This is a genomic window from Dongia sp. agr-C8, assembly GCF_054658695.1.
Genome location: NZ_BAAGHZ010000004.1, coordinates 26,479 through 42,319, shown reverse-complemented (window position 1 = coordinate 42,319; position 15,841 = coordinate 26,479). Strand labels below are relative to the sequence as shown.

At 66.3% G+C, this 15,841-nt stretch carries 15 protein-coding genes; 5 read left to right on the top strand and 10 right to left on the bottom strand.

The features are described from left to right. Positions 1–71 precede the first annotated feature (71 nt). The gene (locus ACYQ4T_RS20385; protein ID WP_459858171.1) at positions 72–1,007 is read left to right on the top strand and encodes a tetratricopeptide repeat protein; all 936 of its coding nucleotides are present in this window, start codon (positions 72–74) and stop codon (positions 1,005–1,007) included. Here ACYQ4T_RS20385 and ACYQ4T_RS20380 read toward each other — a convergent pair. Then, a complete protein-coding gene (locus ACYQ4T_RS20380) occupies positions 1,004–3,964 on the bottom strand; it encodes a sensor domain-containing protein (protein ID WP_459858169.1) in 2,961 nt (986 codons plus the stop codon). The two genes, ACYQ4T_RS20385 and ACYQ4T_RS20380, sit on opposite strands and share 4 nt — an antisense overlap. 285 nt (positions 3,965–4,249) lie before the next feature. Between ACYQ4T_RS20380 and ACYQ4T_RS20375 the strand changes: the two genes are divergently transcribed. The 3 genes from ACYQ4T_RS20375 to ACYQ4T_RS20365 are packed head-to-tail and all read left to right on the top strand — an operon-like array spanning position 4,250 to position 7,433. Next, positions 4,250–4,732, top strand: coding sequence for a MarR family winged helix-turn-helix transcriptional regulator (locus ACYQ4T_RS20375; protein WP_459858167.1), 483 nt, complete (start codon positions 4,250–4,252; stop codon positions 4,730–4,732). Further along, positions 4,725–5,885, top strand: coding sequence for an HlyD family secretion protein (locus ACYQ4T_RS20370; protein ID WP_459858165.1), 1,161 nt, complete (start codon positions 4,725–4,727; stop codon positions 5,883–5,885). The genes ACYQ4T_RS20375 and ACYQ4T_RS20370 overlap by 8 nt, the downstream gene beginning before the upstream one ends. A gap of 12 nt (positions 5,886–5,897) precedes the next feature. Beyond that, on the top strand, positions 5,898–7,433 hold the full coding sequence (locus tag ACYQ4T_RS20365; RefSeq protein ID WP_459858163.1) for a DHA2 family efflux MFS transporter permease subunit: 1,536 nt from the start codon (positions 5,898–5,900) through the stop codon (positions 7,431–7,433). Here ACYQ4T_RS20365 and ACYQ4T_RS20360 read toward each other — a convergent pair. Continuing rightward, entirely contained in the window at positions 7,430–8,338 is a 909-nt protein-coding gene (locus ACYQ4T_RS20360; RefSeq protein ID WP_459858161.1) for a LysR family transcriptional regulator, read from the bottom strand. The two genes, ACYQ4T_RS20365 and ACYQ4T_RS20360, sit on opposite strands and share 4 nt — an antisense overlap. A gap of 116 nt (positions 8,339–8,454) precedes the next feature. Between ACYQ4T_RS20360 and ACYQ4T_RS20355 the strand changes: the two genes are divergently transcribed. Next, complete coding sequence (locus tag ACYQ4T_RS20355) at positions 8,455–9,285, top strand: oxidoreductase (RefSeq protein ID WP_459858159.1); 831 nt, start codon at positions 8,455–8,457, stop codon at positions 9,283–9,285. Between the two features lie 24 nt (positions 9,286–9,309). On the opposite strand, the gene gcvA is transcribed toward ACYQ4T_RS20355, so the two are convergent. The 8 genes from gcvA to ACYQ4T_RS20315 form a co-directional block, all read right to left on the bottom strand. Then, positions 9,310–10,263, bottom strand: coding sequence for a transcriptional regulator GcvA (gcvA, locus tag ACYQ4T_RS20350; RefSeq protein WP_459858157.1), 954 nt, complete (start codon positions 10,261–10,263; stop codon positions 9,310–9,312). 264 nt (positions 10,264–10,527) lie between these two features. Further along, the gene (gene dhaK, locus ACYQ4T_RS20345) at positions 10,528–11,517 is read right to left on the bottom strand and encodes a dihydroxyacetone kinase subunit DhaK (RefSeq protein WP_459858155.1); all 990 of its coding nucleotides are present in this window, start codon (positions 11,515–11,517) and stop codon (positions 10,528–10,530) included. Positions 11,518–11,624: 107 nt separating this feature from the next. Next, a complete protein-coding gene (locus ACYQ4T_RS20340) occupies positions 11,625–12,041 on the bottom strand; it encodes a hypothetical protein (protein ID WP_459858153.1) in 417 nt (138 codons plus the stop codon). Continuing rightward, on the bottom strand, positions 12,041–13,633 hold the full coding sequence (gene ptsP / locus ACYQ4T_RS20335; RefSeq protein WP_459858151.1) for a phosphoenolpyruvate--protein phosphotransferase: 1,593 nt from the start codon (positions 13,631–13,633) through the stop codon (positions 12,041–12,043). Before ptsP ends, ACYQ4T_RS20340 begins: the two co-directional genes overlap by 1 nt. Further along, positions 13,626–13,934 (bottom strand): HPr family phosphocarrier protein, encoded by a 309-nt coding sequence (locus ACYQ4T_RS20330; protein ID WP_459858149.1) that lies wholly within the window; start codon positions 13,932–13,934, stop codon positions 13,626–13,628. Before ACYQ4T_RS20330 ends, ptsP begins: the two co-directional genes overlap by 8 nt. Then, a complete protein-coding gene (gene dhaM, locus ACYQ4T_RS20325; protein WP_459858146.1) occupies positions 13,931–14,323 on the bottom strand; it encodes a dihydroxyacetone kinase phosphoryl donor subunit DhaM in 393 nt (130 codons plus the stop codon). Before dhaM ends, ACYQ4T_RS20330 begins: the two co-directional genes overlap by 4 nt. Beyond that, positions 14,320–14,931, bottom strand: a complete 612-nt coding sequence (dhaL, locus tag ACYQ4T_RS20320; protein ID WP_459858144.1) for a dihydroxyacetone kinase subunit DhaL — start codon at positions 14,929–14,931, stop codon at positions 14,320–14,322. The genes dhaM and dhaL overlap by 4 nt, the downstream gene beginning before the upstream one ends. Beyond that, positions 14,928–15,776 (bottom strand): sugar phosphate isomerase/epimerase family protein, encoded by an 849-nt coding sequence (locus tag ACYQ4T_RS20315; RefSeq protein WP_459858142.1) that lies wholly within the window; start codon positions 15,774–15,776, stop codon positions 14,928–14,930. The genes dhaL and ACYQ4T_RS20315 overlap by 4 nt, the downstream gene beginning before the upstream one ends. Between the last annotated feature and the right edge of the window lie 65 nt (positions 15,777–15,841).

The window sequence follows — 15,841 nt, the reverse complement described above, 5'->3', positions numbered from 1 at the left end:
GCTATGGCGCTTTCCGAGTCGCTCGACTAGGCTGGCGGCTACAACTGCAAGCGGCATTTCGGGGGGTTGGGTTGCGTTTGAAGTTCGGTGCGGTGGCGCTGGCCGCCTTTGTCGGCTGGAGCAACGCAGCCCAGGCGGCCCCGCGGGAACTCCAGGCTTGCTACGACGCCAACGATGCGCAGGATTGGGACCGGGCCATTACGCTGTGCGGCCACGCCGCCCAGTCCGGCGGGCTTTCCGACGTCGACGCCGCGCGAGCTTACAACGACCTCGGTATGGCCTATAGCGCCCAGGGCGACTACGACCAGGCAATCCGCAGCTTCGACCAGGCGATCAAGCTCCGGCCGGAATACTCGGAGGCCTTCTACGACCGCGCCCTCGCCTACGAGTCTAAGGATGCCTACGAACAGGCCATCGCCGACTACAGCAAGGCGATCGAGCTCTATCCCGAGGATGCGACCGCCTACTACAACCGCGGCAACGACCGCATGCTGGCCGGCCAGTACAACGAAGCCATCTACGACTTCGACCAGGCGGCGCAAATCGACGCCGACTACACCGAACTTGCCGCCTGGAACAAGGGAATCATCCAGTACTATCTCGGCCGATATCCGGAAGCGGTGACGTCGATCAAGAAGTATCTGGCGGTGAAGCCGCGCTACACCTTCGGCGGGCTCTGGCTCTATCTGGCCGAAACCGGCGCCGGGCGCGCGGCGAAGCCCAACCTGATCGCCCGCTTCGGCGGCGAGGATCTCAGCGAGTGGCCGGGCCCGATCGTTTCGCTCTACATGGGCGTCGCCACGGTCGACGAGGTCCGTGCCGCGGCCAAGCAGGGCGATCCGGACTATCGCGACGACCAGGCCTGCCAGGCCGCCTTCTACATCGGCGCGCTGGCGCTCGTCTCCGGCAAGACCGAGGACGGGCGCCGCGATCTCACCGAAGCCGCAACCACCTGCCCAAAGAGCTTCTTCGAACGCGGCGCCGCGCAGGTGTTGCTGGATCGCTAGTGCAGCCGGCGCGAAGCGGTGTGCGTCGCCCGGATCGGCGTTTGCGGCTGCGGCCTTGCGGGCTGGCCGGCCATGGCGGCGAAGTCCTCGATCGGCATCGGCTTGCCGTAGAGATAGCCCTGCACCACCTCGGCGCCGGCATCGCGCAGGAACTCGGCCTGCTGCGGCGTCTCGACGCCTTCGGCGATGATCGCCATGCCCAGGCTATGGGCCATCGCGATCGCGGCCCGAACCACGGCCTGCGGGCCCTCGCCGCTCTCGAGGTCGATCACGAAGCTGCGGTCGATCTTGAGATAGTCCACCGGGAAGCGGCGCAGCTGCGCCAGCGATGAATAGCCGGTGCCGAAATCGTCGATCGCGAGCTTGCAGCCCAATGCCGCGAGCGACCGGGTAGTTTCGCTCGCCCGCTCCGGCTCCAAGGCCAGCATGGATTCCGTTAACTCCAGCTCGAGGCGTTCCGGCGGGAAGCCGGTGACGTCGAGCGCGCCGCGGATCGATTCCACGAACTCGTCCTCGGCGAACTGGCCGAAGGAGAGATTGACCGAGAGGGTCAGGTTCTTCTCGGCGTAGCCCGGGATCGCCGCCGAGAAATCCATGATTGCGCGGTGCAGGATATAGAGGCCGAGCTCGCCGATCAGCCCGGTCTCCTCGGCGATCGCGATGAACTGCAGCGGCGAGACCATGCCGAGTTCCGGATGCTTCCAGCGCGCCAGCGCCTCGCAGCCGATCACGGTCTCGGTCTTCAAGTCGATCAGCGGCTGGTAGAGCAGGAAGATCTGCCCCTCGCGCATCGCCGCCGGCAGGGCGGAAGCGAGCTTGGCCCGCGTCTGCGCCGCCTCCTGAAGCGCCGGCGTGAAATAGCGGACGCTGCCGCGCATCTCGGTCTTGGCCCGGCGCATGGCGAGTTCCGCCTTGGTCAGCAATTCGTCGGCGGTCCCCTGGTCGGCCGGAAAGATGCTGATGCCGATGCTGGCCCCCAGCCGCACCTCGACCGGGCTGGCCTCCATCCCGCTGATCAGCGCCGCGGAAAGCCGGCGCGCCAGGTTGGCCGCGTCGTCGGCGCTCTTGGCCATCCGCTGCAGCACGACAAACTCGTCACCGCCGCAGCGCGCGACATTGTCGGTCGGCCGCAGGCAATCGTTCAGGATGACGGCAATGCGCTGCAGCACTTCGTCGGCCGATTGGCGACCGACCCGGTCATTCACCACCTTGAAATGGTCGAGCCCGACATAGATCAGGGCGAATCCCGGGCCGCCGCGCTCCTGCTCGGCGATGGCGCGGTCAATCACATCGACCATGCTGGCGCGATTGAGGAGTCCGGTCAGTTCGTCATGCTGCCGGAGATAGACCAGCCGGCTCTCGACCGACTTGCGCTCGGTGATGTCCTCGGAAATGGAGATGTATTTCTCGATCTGGCCGCCGGCGCCCACGACCGGGGTGATGACCTGCTCTACGGTGACCAGGTTGCCGTCCTTGCGCCGGTTGATGAACTCGGCGGTGAAGGAGCGCCCGTCCTTGATCGTCTCCCAAAGTCGCCGGTAGAAGGGTTCCTCATGCTGGCCCGAGCGCAGCAAACGCAGATCGCGCCCCATCATCTCGTCGAGTGCATAACCGGTGATGCGCTCGAAGGCGGGGTTGGCCCATTCGACACGGCCATCGGGATCGGTGATGACGATGCCGTTGACCGCACTCTGCAGCACGCGCGACTGGATCTCGAGTTTGCGGGCCTGCCGGATCCTTTGCACCAACTGCCAGGCTTCGGCGCCGATGATCTGCAGGCTCGCCGCATCCTCCGCGTCGTAGGCGTCGGATCGGCCGGCGACGCTCAGGCGCGCGACGATCCGGCCACAGTCGCGGATCTCGCTTTCAAGCTTGAGCTCGCCGACGCGGCGCGGATGGTCGCCGGGCCCGAAGCGATAGGTCGCCTCGATCGCCCCTTTGTCGTTGAGCACATGGAGGACGCCGCGCTGGCTCTCGGTGATCGCCGCCGCATGCTCGGCCGCGCAAGCGAACAGCGCGGATTCCGACCCGGTGTCGCCGAGCGCCACCAGGGCGAGCTGCGCCTGGCTGCGGCGGTTGTTGCGCTCCAGCGCGATCTCGGAGGCTTTGAGCTCGGTCACATCGAGATGCGAGCCGATCACCTGGCGCGGCATGCCGGTCATCGGCTCGACCTCGGTCACCTCGGCGATCGCCGAGACCCAGAACCAGCCACCACGGCCGTTGTCGAGCCGGTGCTCCATGCGGTAGCGCCCGAGCCGGCCGCCGATGAAATCCTGCATGGCGCGCAAGGTCGCCTCGCGCTCGGCCGGATGAATGCGCTCGGCCCAGAGGTCCAGGCTCTCGGTATAGGAAACCGGCCCGATGCCGAGCTGCCAGGCATAGATGTCGTTGTAGGTGATGCTGCGCTTCTGGACGTCGATCTCGAACAGGCCGAGCCGCGCGGTGCGCGTCACCAGCGCAAGCCGCGCCTCGCTCTGGCTGAGCGCGCGCTCCTTGGCGAAGAGATCGGTCACGTCGAACACGAATACATTGAGGCAGTCGCGGGCATCGGTGACCGCGCTCAGCAGATAGACCCGGTCGCCGATCTCGAAGCGGCGCTCGGTGCGCCCGGGCCCGCGCATCGCGCGGATCGCCTCCTGCCACTGCTTCCAGAGCTCGGGCTCGGTGCCGATCCGCCCCAGCAGTGCATTGGCCGCGGCGTTGGCATAACGCACCTCGCCGGAAGCGGTGACTCGAAGGATCGGATGCGGGTTGTCCTCGGGGACGCCCGCCAGCTGCTCCAACTCGGCGTGACGCGCGGCCCGCAGCCGCGCCCGTTTCGCGAGCAGGAACAGCACCAACGCGCCGACGATCGCACCGACCACAAGACCGGCGAAAGCGGTCTGCGCCAGCAATCCGCCTTGTCCGTCGAGGGCATGCGCGGGCGCGCCGCCCAGCACGGTCTGGCTGACGGTCAATGCGAAACTCGCCGCTAAAACGCGCAGTCGCTTCAACAGGCGCATCCGACCGGTCGGGCCCTCCCGCAGATTTTTGAAATGATCGGATTCCTAGTTTCGCGACGAGGATGCGAGACTCTGATCCCAATTAGCCTGATTTAGCGCCGGAAATGGCTAAGGTTCCCTTTACGGCCATGGTTAATAAAGACTTAAGGATCAAGGCGTTGGCCATTTAAAGTCGCTGCTTGACTATATCATAAGCATGCTTATGTTATGCATCCATAACAACCGTGCAGACGGGGCGAGATGCTTCAGATCACCTTCGGCTTCCTTCTCCACGACACCGCGCGCCTGCTGCGCCGGGACTTCGAGCGGCGCTCCAAGGGCACCGGCCTCACCCGCGCGCAATGGGCGGTGCTGGCCTATATCGCCCGCAACGAGGGGTCCAGCCAAGCCGCCCTCGCCGACATGCTGGAGATCGAGCCGATCACCCTGGTCCGCCTGCTGGACAAGCTCGAGGCCGCGGGGCTGGTCGAGCGCCGCCCCGATCCCAACGACCGCCGGGTCCGCCGCCTGCATCTCACCGAAGCGACCGGGCCGCTGCTGACCCAGCTCCAGGGCCTCGCCTCCGAAACCCGGGAGGCCGCGCTCGCCGGCCTCAGCGAGGGGGAACGTCAGCAGCTCACCGATCTTCTGATGAAGGTGCGGGCCAACCTCTCCGGCCGCGATCTCAAAGCCAGCGACGAAGACGATTCAACATCCAGTGCAAGAACAGCCAGCCATGCCTGATTCAGGTTCAGCTCCCGATGCGGCCGCGCCGACCAGCGCGCCCGGCACGCAACAGACCATCGCGCCCCGCGACGGCATCACCCTCGCCTTCCGCAAGCGGCGGCGTTGGCGCCGCCTGCTGCTCGCGCTCGGCCCGGTCGTGGTCATCCTGGTCTCCGGCGCCGTCTATCTGAACGGCGGTCGCTTCCAGGGCACCGACAACGCATACATCAAGGCGCATATGACCTCGATCAGCCCGGAGATCTCCGGCCGCGTGGTCGCGGTGCCGGTGCACGAGAACCAGGTCGTCAAGCAAGGCACAGTCCTCCTGCAGATCGATCCCGAGCCGCTGAAGATCGCCTTGACCGGCGCGCAGGCCGAGCTCGCCGCCGCGCGCAACGACATCGACGCGCAGAAGGCCGCCTATCGCCAGCGCCAAGCCGATCTGCAGATGGCCAACGACAATGTCGGCCTCGCCAAGCGCGAATACGCAAGGCGCGAGAAGCTGTTCAATGCCAAGACCATCTCGGAATCCGATTACGACGAGGCGCGCAACCAGTACAGCGTCGCGCAGGCCCAGGTCTCCGGCGTGCAGCAGGACATCCAGCGCATCCTCTCTGATTTGAACGGCAACCCCGACATCGCGCCCGAAGACCATCCCAAGGTCCAGGCCGCGCAAGCCAAGGTCGACCAGGCTGAGCTCGATCTGCGCCGCGCAACGATTTTGGCACCGAGCGACGGCATCGTCAGCCAGATCGACAACATCCGCACTGGTACCTATCTCACTGCAGGCCGTCCCGCCTTCAGCCTGGTCTCGGACAAAGACCTGTGGATCGACGCCAACCTCAAGGAGACCGACCTCACCTATGTGAAGCCGGGCCAGGAGGCGCATGTCAGCGTCGACACCTATCCTTCGGAGGATTTCGTCGCCGAGGTCGAGAGCGTTGGCGCCGCGACCGGCTCGGAGTTCAGCGCCCTGCCCGCACAGAACGCCACCGGCAACTGGGTCAAGGTGGTGCAGCGCATCCCGGTGCGGCTGAAGCTTGAGCCGAAGCCCGACCAGCCGCAGCTCCGTGCCGGCATGAGCGTCGAGGTCGAGATCGACACCGGCCATACCCGTTCGCTGCCGAGCATCATCCATTCGGCCATGGCCTGGATCGACGGCGGGAAGTAAGGCGCGTCCGATATGTCCGGCGGTACGAAAGCGGCGGCCTCGCCGTTCCTGATCACCTGCTCGATCATGCTGGCGACGATCATGCAGGCGCTGGACACCACCATCGCCAACGTCGCCTTGCCGCATATGCAGGGCTCGCTGTCCGCGACCCAGGACCAGGTGGCCTGGGTGCTGACCTCCTATATCGTCGCAGCCGCGATCATGACGCCGCCGACCGGCTTCCTCTCGGCGAAGCTCGGGCGCAAACGCCTGTTCGTCTGGTCGGTGATCGGCTTCACCATCGCCTCCATGCTCTGCGGCATCGCCGCGACGCTGGAGCAGATGGTGCTGTTCCGCCTGCTGCAGGGCGTGTTCGGGGCGGCCCTGGTGCCGCTGTCGCAATCGGTCCTGCTCGACACCTACCCCAGAGAGAAACACGGCGCCGCCATGGCGATGTGGGGCGTCGGCGTGATGGTCGGGCCGATCCTCGGCCCGACGCTCGGCGGCTATCTGACCGAATACTACAACTGGCGCTGGGTCTTCTTCATCAACCTGCCTTTCGGCATCCTGGCCTTGATGGGCATCCTCGCCTTCGTGCCGGAGACCGAGAAGAGCGACAAGCCGATCGACTTCTTCGGCTTCGCCTTGCTCGGCCTTGCGATCGGCGCGCTGCAGATGATGCTCGACCGCGGCGAGCTCTTGGACTGGTTCTCCTCCAACGAGATCATCGTCGAGGCCGTGCTGGCCGCCCTCGCCTTCTACATGTTCATCGTGCATATGCTGACGCATGAGCATCCGTTCATCACGCCGCGGCTGTTCAAAGACCGCAACCTGGTCACCGGGCTCTGTTTCATCTTCCTGGTCGGCATCGTGCTGCTGGCGACCATGGCACTCCTGCCGCCTTTCCTGCAGAATCTCAAGGGCTATCCGGTCATCACCGTCGGCTTTGTGCTGGCGCCGCGCGGCATCGGCACGATGATCGCGATGATGGCGGTGGGCCGTATGGTGGGAAAGGTCGATACCCGCCTGCTGATCCTGACCGGTCTCTTGATGACGGCTTATTCACTCTGGCAGATGGTCGGCTTCAATCTCGACACCAGCCAATACGACATCGTCGAAAGCGGCATCATCCAGGGCTTTGGCCTCGGCTTTATCTTCGTGCCGCTGAGTACGATTACCTTCTCCACCCTCGACCCGAAGCTGCGCACCGAAGCCGCGGGTCTGTTCAGCTTGCTGCGCAACATCGGCTCGTCGATCGGCATCTCGGTGGTGATGGCACTGCTCTCGCAGAGTACCCAGGTCAACCACGCCGACATCGCCGAGCATGTCTCGCCCTACAAGCCGATGATGCAAGACGGTGTTCTACCCCCTGCTTGGTCGCTCGACACCGCCCCCGGCCTCGCCGCCCTCAACGCCGAGGTCACGCGGCAGGCGGCGACCATTGCCTATCTGAACGACTTCCAGTTCATGATGTGGGTCACCCTGGCCGCGGTGCCGCTGCTGATCTTCCTCCGCCGGCCCGCCCGGCCAGCGGGCGCGCCGCCGGCGGCGGCTGCAGTGGTGGACTAGAGCCTGCCGCCCCTCACCGCGTCGATGAAAGCCCGCAAAGCCGGCGCCATCTGCCGCTGTTGCGGATAGCAGAGGAACATGCCGGGGAACGGCGCCGACCATTCCTCGAGCAGCGGCACCAGGCGACCGGCCGCGATGTGATCGGCGACCGTGTTCTCGACCGGAAAGCCGATGCCGATCCCCTGCAGCGTCGCGCGCAAGGCGAGCGCCTTGTCGTTGACGATCAGAGGCCCGTCGACCGTGACCGAGAACCAGCTTCCCTTCTCGAAGAACTCCCAGGCATAGGGAGTCGTGTGCCCGCTCCAGCGCCAGCGGATGCAGCAATGGTTGACGAGGTCGCGCGGGTGCTCCGGCTTGCCGTGCCGGGCGATATAGTCCGGCGTGGCCACGGCGATCTGCTTCAAGTCGGGCCCGAGGCGCACGGCAATGAGATCGCGCTCGATCACCTCGCCGATCCGCAAGGCCGCATCGAAGCCGCCGGCGACGACGTCGACCACTTCGTCGTCGAGCGTGATGTCGAGCACCACATCGGGATAGCGTTCGGCGAAGGCCGGCAGGATCGGCTCGAGATAGATCTCCGCCGCCGAGCGGAAGGCCAGCACGCGGACCGTGCCCGCCGGCCGCTCTCGGCTGCGCCGCACCTGGCCGATCGCGGCACCCAGCTCGGACACCGCAGGCCGCACGCGCTGGAACAAGGTCTCGCCGGCCTCGGTCAGCGCCACGCTGCGGGTCGTGCGGTTGAGCAGACGGATGCCGACACGCTCCTCGAAACCGCGGACCAGCTGGCTCAAGGCGGAGGGCGAGACGCCCAGCACCGCCGCCGCCCGGCTGAAGCTCAGATGCTCGCCGACCGCGACGAAGGCGCGAAGCTGGTTGTAATCGCTGCCGGAGAGGAGGGATTCCATGGCCGAGATATAGATTGTTTAGCCCTGCTTACAAGCTCTGTCAGCAGAGCGCCCATTCTGAATGCCGGCTGGGAGGAATAGCTCTCCGGGCATCCACCAGCCTCAAGGAGACTCTCATGAAAACCTGGTTCATCACCGGCATCTCGCGCGGCCTCGGCCTGGCTTTGGCGAAGGCGGCCCTGGCCGAGGGCGACACCGTGATCGGCACCGTCCGCAGCGGCACACCCGACCTCAAGGCCGCGCCCGGCAAGCTGCATGTGATCACCGTCGATGTCGCCGACGGCAAAGCGGCGGAGGCCGCGACGAAGCAGGCCTTCGCGCTGGCCGGCAAGATCGACGTCATCGTCAACAATGCCGGCTACGGATTGCTCGGCGCGACCGAGAAGGCGACGGACGAGGAGCTGGCGCGGATCTTCGCGGTCGATGTCTTCGCGCCCTTCCGCATCATCCGCACCGCCCTGCCCTATCTCCGCGCCCAGGGTTCCGGTCATATCGTCAACATCACCTCGGTCGCCGGCCGCGCCCCCGCCGCCGGCTACAGCCTCTATGCCGCGGTCAAGTTCGCGCTCGAAGGAATCTCGGTCAGCATCGCCCAGGAACTGGCGCCGTTCGGCATCAAGGTGACGGCGGTGGCGCCCGGCGCCTTCCGCACCGACTTCCTCTCGGCGCATTCGATCCGCAAGAGCGACGCCGACAACGCCTATGCCGAGAATATCGGCCGCATCACCGCCGCCTTCGACGCCAATGACGGCAAGCAGCTCGGCGATCCCGCGCGTGGCGCCCAGGCCATCATCGCCGCGGTCAACGCGAGCACGCCGCCCTTGCATCTGCTGCTCGGCAGCGACGCACTGCGGCGCGCGCGGGAGAAGCTCGACGCGGTGATCGAGGAGATCGACCGCTGGGAGGATGTGACCCGCAGCACCGACTTCCCGCAAGCCGCCGCATAACGGCGCGCCAGGGCCTTCGCGACGTCACGCCGCCGCGAAGGCCCGGCGCGGCGGCGCGGCCTGCGCCTGCGTGCCGCCCAGCTCATCGAACAGCCAGGCGCGGAACGCCTTCACTGCGGCGCGGTCGGTCTTCGCCGCCGGGTAGACCAGGTAATAGGCGAAGGGCTCGCTGAGTTCGGCGCTGGCCAGCCGCACCAGGCGGCCGCCGGCAATATCGCCATCGACCAGAGCTGCCGGCGCCAGCGCGACGCCCAGCCCCGCCGCGGCCGCTTCGATCGCCAGCACCGTCTGGTCGAAGCGCGGACCCTTGCGCCAATCGACGTCGTCGATCGCGGCCGCGCGCAGCCACATCTTCCAGCCGGGCAAAGCCTCGTTCTGGTCGGCGCTGTCGTCGTGCAGCAGGTTCACGGCGTTGAGGAAGTCGGCGGTCACCTTGTGCTTCTGTCCCTGCAGGAGCTCGGGACTGCAGACCGGGAACACCATCTCGCGCATCAGCAGTTCGGTCTCGAGGTTCGGATAGCCGCCGCGGCCATAGCGAATGCCGAGATCGGCGTCGCGCTCGAAATCGGCGAGTTCGGCCGTCGCCTTGATGCTGACCTCGATGTCGGGGTTGGCGGAGAGGAAGCGGGTCAGCCTCGGCAGCAGCCACTTCGCCGCGAAGGACGGCGCGGCGGATACGGTCAGCACCGCGCCCTCTTCCGCCTCGCTCAGGGAGGAGAAGGTGGTGCGCAGCCTCTCGAAGGCCGCGTTCACATCGGGCAGCACCCGCGATCCCGCAGGGGTGAGTGCTAGGCCCTTCGGCGTGCGCTCGAACAGCTTCAGCCCCAGCTCGTCCTCGAGCTGTCGGATCTGCAGGCTGACCGCCGAGGCGGTCACGTGAAGCTCACTGGCGGCCTTGACGAAGCTGCCGTGACGCGCGGCCGCCCAGAACACTTTCAGCGCGTTCAAGGAGGGGAGACGTTGGGCTCGTATCGCCATGAATGACCTCATCCCTGTCGGTTTATTTTACACAAGGCATCTGCCTTAATCCTTGTAACCCTATCAGACTAGTCGTGATAATAACGAGCGGTCAAGCGGAAGGATGGAAGACGGGAATAGACGAACAGCTGGAAGCTAATGCGCGTATTGGTAGCGTCGGGCTGTCGGGCTTGGGCGCATGACGCGACCTGCCGCCAATGGAGATACGATATTTGTTCAGTCGGAGCGCGCGGAACACGCCCGAGCGTCACACCGTGATTCGGCTTACATTCCCCAACGCAGGGCGGCGGTGTGGACCGGGCTGTCCCAGAGCTTGGCGAGCTTGTCATCGATCAGGGACAGGGTCAGCGAGCAGCCGGCCATCTCCAGCGAGGTGACATAGGCGCCGACCAGGGTGCGGGCCGGCTTCACGCCGCGCCCCGCGAGGATGCGGTTGGCGGCGTTGCACATCAGATAGAGCTCCATCGACGGCGTGCCGCCGAAACCATTCACCAGCAAGATCGCCTCCGAGCCGCTCTTCGGCGCGAGGTCGTCGAGGATCGCCGTCATCATCTCCTTAGCGATGTCGTCGGCGCTGGCGAGCTTCACCCGCCGCCGCCCCGGCTCGCCATGGATGCCGACGCCCATCTCCATCTCATCCTCGCCGAGTTGGAAGGTCGGCTTGCCCGCCGCCGGCACCGTGCAGCTGGTGAGCGCGACACCCATCGAGCGGGTGCGGGCGTTGACCTCCTTGCCCAAGGCCTGCGCGTCGTCGAGCGAGGCTCCCTGCTCCGCCGCGGCGCCGACGATGCGCTCGACGATCATGGTGCCGGCAACGCCGCGCCGCCCGATCGAGTAGGTCGACTTCTCGACTGCGACGTCGTCATCGACTACCACGGTCTTGACCGGCGTCTCCGCCATGTCGGCCGCCATCTCGAAATTCATCACGTCGCCTTCATAGTTCTTCACAATGAAGAGCGTGCCCTTGCCGGTGTCGATGGCGCCGACCGCCGCCGCCATCTGGTCCGGCGTCGGCGAGGTGAAGACCTGGCCCGGGCAGGCGCCGTCCAGCATGCCATGCCCGACGAAGCCCGCATGCAGCGGCTCATGCCCCGAGCCGCCGCCGGAGAGCAAGGCGACCTTGCCGGGCTTCAAGGTCTTGCGCCGCAGGAACAGCCGATCCGCGCCGAGGGTCACGATATCCGCATGGGCCGCAGCAAAGCCGTCCAGGCTCTCTGACAGAACCGTGTCGACACCGTTGATCAGCTTTTTCATGGCTTATCTCCCCTCTTGACTTAAGTCGTCATGCCCGGGCTCGACCCGGGCATCTGGTTCCGGCTTGCACGAGATTGCCGGGGCAAGCCCGGCAATGACGCGACGTTCTAATCTTCGGTCAGTTTTCCAATCCGCGCTGCGAGATCGGCCAGCAGCCGGTCGAGCGCCTGGTTCTTCGCCTCGTCATCGAGATCCGGCACGTAGACGGTCACCGGCCGCATGCGGTGGTCCTTGCGCTGCCGCCGGCGCTCGACCTTGCCGGGATGGGCGCGGCCATAGGCATCGAGGAAAGCGTGCCGCTCGGTCGCGGGAAACAGGCAGATCTCGAAGATGGTCTCCAAGTGCTGCGCCGGGATCGGCGTCGCGTAGCTCGGGTTGGCGATCTGCGAGATGAAGCTGCGGTTCTTGCCAAGCGCCACCGCCAGCCGCTGCCGCGTCCCCGAGGGACGGTTCTCCAGCACCTTGGCCAGAATACGCTTGTATTCGGCGACCGCGTTCTCGCGCTGCTCGACCACGATCACCATCAGAGCTCGAAGCCCGCGATCGCGGCCTTGACCCGCCCGACCGCGCCCGGTGCCGCCGAAAGCTTGCGCAAGCCGCTCTTCAGGAGATGTGGCACCAACGCCGGGTCGGAGGCGGCATCGCCGCAGAGACTGACCTCGACGCCCTGGCAGACGCCGTGATCCACCACGCGCTCGATCAGATGCAATACCGCCGGATCCGCGGTGTCGGCGAGATGCGCGACCGAGCTCAAATCGCGCGCGGCAGCCATGACGTATTGCGTGAGATCGTTGGAGCCGATCGAGAAGAAATCCGCATCGAAGCGCTCCGGCATCACCGCGACGCTCGGCACCTCGACCATGATGCCGAGCGGCGGCCGCTTGTGTGCGACACCCGCCTTGGCCAGTTCGGCGACGACCGCATCAAGGTGCCCGCGCGCCTGCTCCAGCTCCGCCGGGACGGTCACCATCGGCAGCATGATCTTGAGTTCACCAGCGACCGCCGCGCGGCAGAGCGCACGGAGCTGGGTGCGAAATACTTCGGGCCGCTGCAGCGAGAGCCGCAGGCCACGAAGACCGAGGAAGGGGTTGGTCTCCTCCACCGTGAGGCCCGGAATCGGCTTGTCGCCGCCGGCATCGAGCGTGCGCACGATGACAGGCCGGCCCGCGGCCCATTCCAGGATGCGCTGGTAGGCCGCAAATTGATGCCCCTCGTCCGGCAGCCCACCCGAAGCGTGAAACAGCAACTCGGTGCGCACCAAACCGATCCCGTCGCAGATCGCGGGATCGAGACCGTTCAATTCCTCCGGCGATGCCACGTTGATGAAGACCGCGACCGCCGTGCCGTCGCGCGTGACCGCCGGCCGCTTCAGGAAATGCTGCGCTTCCGCCTCGGCGCGTGCCGCATTGGCGATGCGGCTGCTCGCCTGCTTGCGGGATTCCAGCTCAGGATCGAGGATGATGAGGCCCGCCGCACCATCGACGATCGCCGGGGCGCCGGCTTTGAGCTTCGCGGTATCGAAACCCAAGCCCACCACCATCGGCACATGCCGTGCCCGCGCCAGCATGGCGACATGGCTCGAGGGGCTCCCCTTCGAAAGCGCAATCGCGCCGCCATTGCGCCAGTCGTGGCCGAGGAAGCGAGAGGGCGTCATGTCGTCGGCCGCAATGACGGCGCCCTGCGGCAAGGCCTGCACCTGCGCCCCGGACAGATGCTGCAACACCCGGTCGCGGATATCGACCAGGTCGCCGGCCCGCGCCCGGAAGTATTCGTCATCCGCCGCGGCATAGTCGGCGATCTGCGCATCCAGGGCCTGGCGCCAGGCGAGGTCCGCGGGGCTGCCGCCGGCGATCTCGGCCCGCGCCGGCGCCGTCAGCGCTTCGTCTTCCAGCATCGCGACCTGGAAGGTCAGGATCTCCGCCGCCTCGCCTTCGGTCTGGGTGATCAGCGCGGCGATTTCCGCCTTCGCCGCCTCGATCGCGTCGTCCAGCGCGCCGCTTTCTTCCGTCGCCGTGCCGATGCCGCGGACCCTGTGGATCGCGGCCTCAAGGACGAAGAGCGTGCCGATGGCAACGCCGGGAGACGCGGTTCGACCGGAGCAGCGGATCTCAGGCATTGGCAGCCTTCTCCTCTCTCTCAGAGCCTTCATCAAAGTCACGATCGACCAGAGCCAGGATCGCCGCGACGGCTTCCCGCGCCTTGTCGCCGCTGGCGCGGAGGTGGAGCGTCGCACCCTTCGGCACCTTCATCGCCATCACCCTCACGACGCTCTTGGCATCGATCCAGGGACCTTCCGGCTTGGCGGCAATCTCGATCTTCGCCGCGAAGGTCTTGGCCAGCATGGCGAGCTTCAAGGTCGGCCGCGCGTGCAGACCGGCTGAATGCGTGAGCAGCGTGCTGCCGTTTGCTTCACTCATTGCGGCGACAGCTCCTCGGCGGTCTTCTTCACGAGATCGAGCGGTGCCCCGCTCGCGGCCTCGGCGGCGGCGATCACCGCGCCCTCGACGATCGGGGCGTTGCAGATCACGACCTTCGCCTGCTTCTCAGCGTCGAGCATCTCCACCGCCATCTCACTGTTGGTCTCGGCGCCGCCGAGATCGACCAGGATCGCGACGCCGGATTCCGACCAGGCCTGGTCGATCGCCGCGATGATCGAAGGCACGCTGGTGCCCAGGCCGCCGTCGGGATTGCCGCCCGTCCAGGCGACGGGAACCTCCGCGCCCACCATCTGCCGCACCATGTCGGCGGCGCCCTCCGCCACCTTGGGCGAGTGGGAAACGATCACGATGCCGACATTGCTGCTCATGCTGTCTCCAGGAAATCGACGACGGCGGCGATCATCAGCGCCGAGGAACATGCGCCGGGATCCATATGTCCGATCGAACGGTCACCGAGGAACGAGGCGCGGCCGCGGATCGCCTTCATGTTGACGGTCGCCTCGGCCGCCTCGGTCGCCACGCGCTTGAGCCGGTCGCCGAGCTGCGGATCCGCCGCAGCGCCGGCCAGTGCATCGCTGACCGGCCCCAGCACGTCGAGCATGGTCTTCTGGCCGCGATCGGACTTGCCGCGCGCCTTCACCGCTGCGAAGGCGGTGGCGAACGCCTTGGCGAAGTCGGCCAGGCCCGGCGCCGCCGGCAGCTCCTTGCCGATGGTGAGGAACAGAGTGCCGTAAAGCGGGCCCGAGGCGCCGCCGACCTTCATCACCAGATGCGTGCCCACCGCCTTGATCGCGTCCGGCAGGGGCTTGCGGGCGAGCCCGTCGAGATCGGCCAGCACCGCCTCGAAGCCGCGCTTCATGTTGAGGCCGTGATCGCCGTCGCCGATCGCCTGGTCGAGCGCGGTCAGCCGGTCGGTCTCGGCGATGACGGCCTGCGCCAGGGTTTCGATCAGGCGTTTCAGCTGCGCGGGTGTCATGCTTTCGCCCAGCCGTCGCGGATCACGGTAAAGCCCTCCTGATAGACCTGCTTGGGATCGGGGAAGAAATCGCGCCAGACCTTGGTCGCGGCGGCCAGCTCCACCAGGCCGCGGCCAAACGCCTCGATGGTGAGCCAGCCGTCGTACTTCACCGCCTTCAGCGCCTTGAAGGTGGCGGCGAAGTCGATATGCCCCCGCCCCGGCGTGCCGCGGTCGTTCTCGGAGATATGGACGTGGTCGATCGCCTTCACGTGTTTCGCGATGGCGTCGATCGGGTCCTTCTCCTCGATGTTGCAATGGAAGCTGTCATACATGCCGCGGATGAAGGGATGCCCGACCCGCTCCACATGGGCCTCGAGATCCGCCATCGTGTTCACGAAATAGCATTCGAAGCGGTTGAGCGCCTCGAGGTTGACGACGACGCCGACCGACTTGGCATGCTCGCCGACCGTCCGGCAGAAGTCGACGCAGCGCTTCTTCTCGTCCGCAGTGGGACCGCTGCCGCTGAAATGTCCGAGCACCGAGTGCATCGGGCCGACGACCCGCGACGCACCGAGCGCCGCACAACCGTCGAGCACGCCTTTCATGAAATCGACCGCCTTGGCCCGAACCGCCGCATCGGCATCCAGGGGATTGACCTCAGTGCTGGTCAGGGCGGAGACCGCGGTCCGCTCCAGGCCCATGTCCGAAAGGCGCTGGCCGAGCATTTTGAACTGAGCGGGATCGCCGCCGAACACCGGCACCTCGACGCCGTCATAGCCTGTCTTCTTCAGGTCCTCGAGGATCGGCATATGCCGGTCCTCGACGTTGATGGTCCAGAGCAGAAGATTGAAACCGATCTTCATCCGCGGCGCGCTCCCCTACGCTTATTCTGATTTTTGTTTAGTAAACACCAAATCACTAAACACCG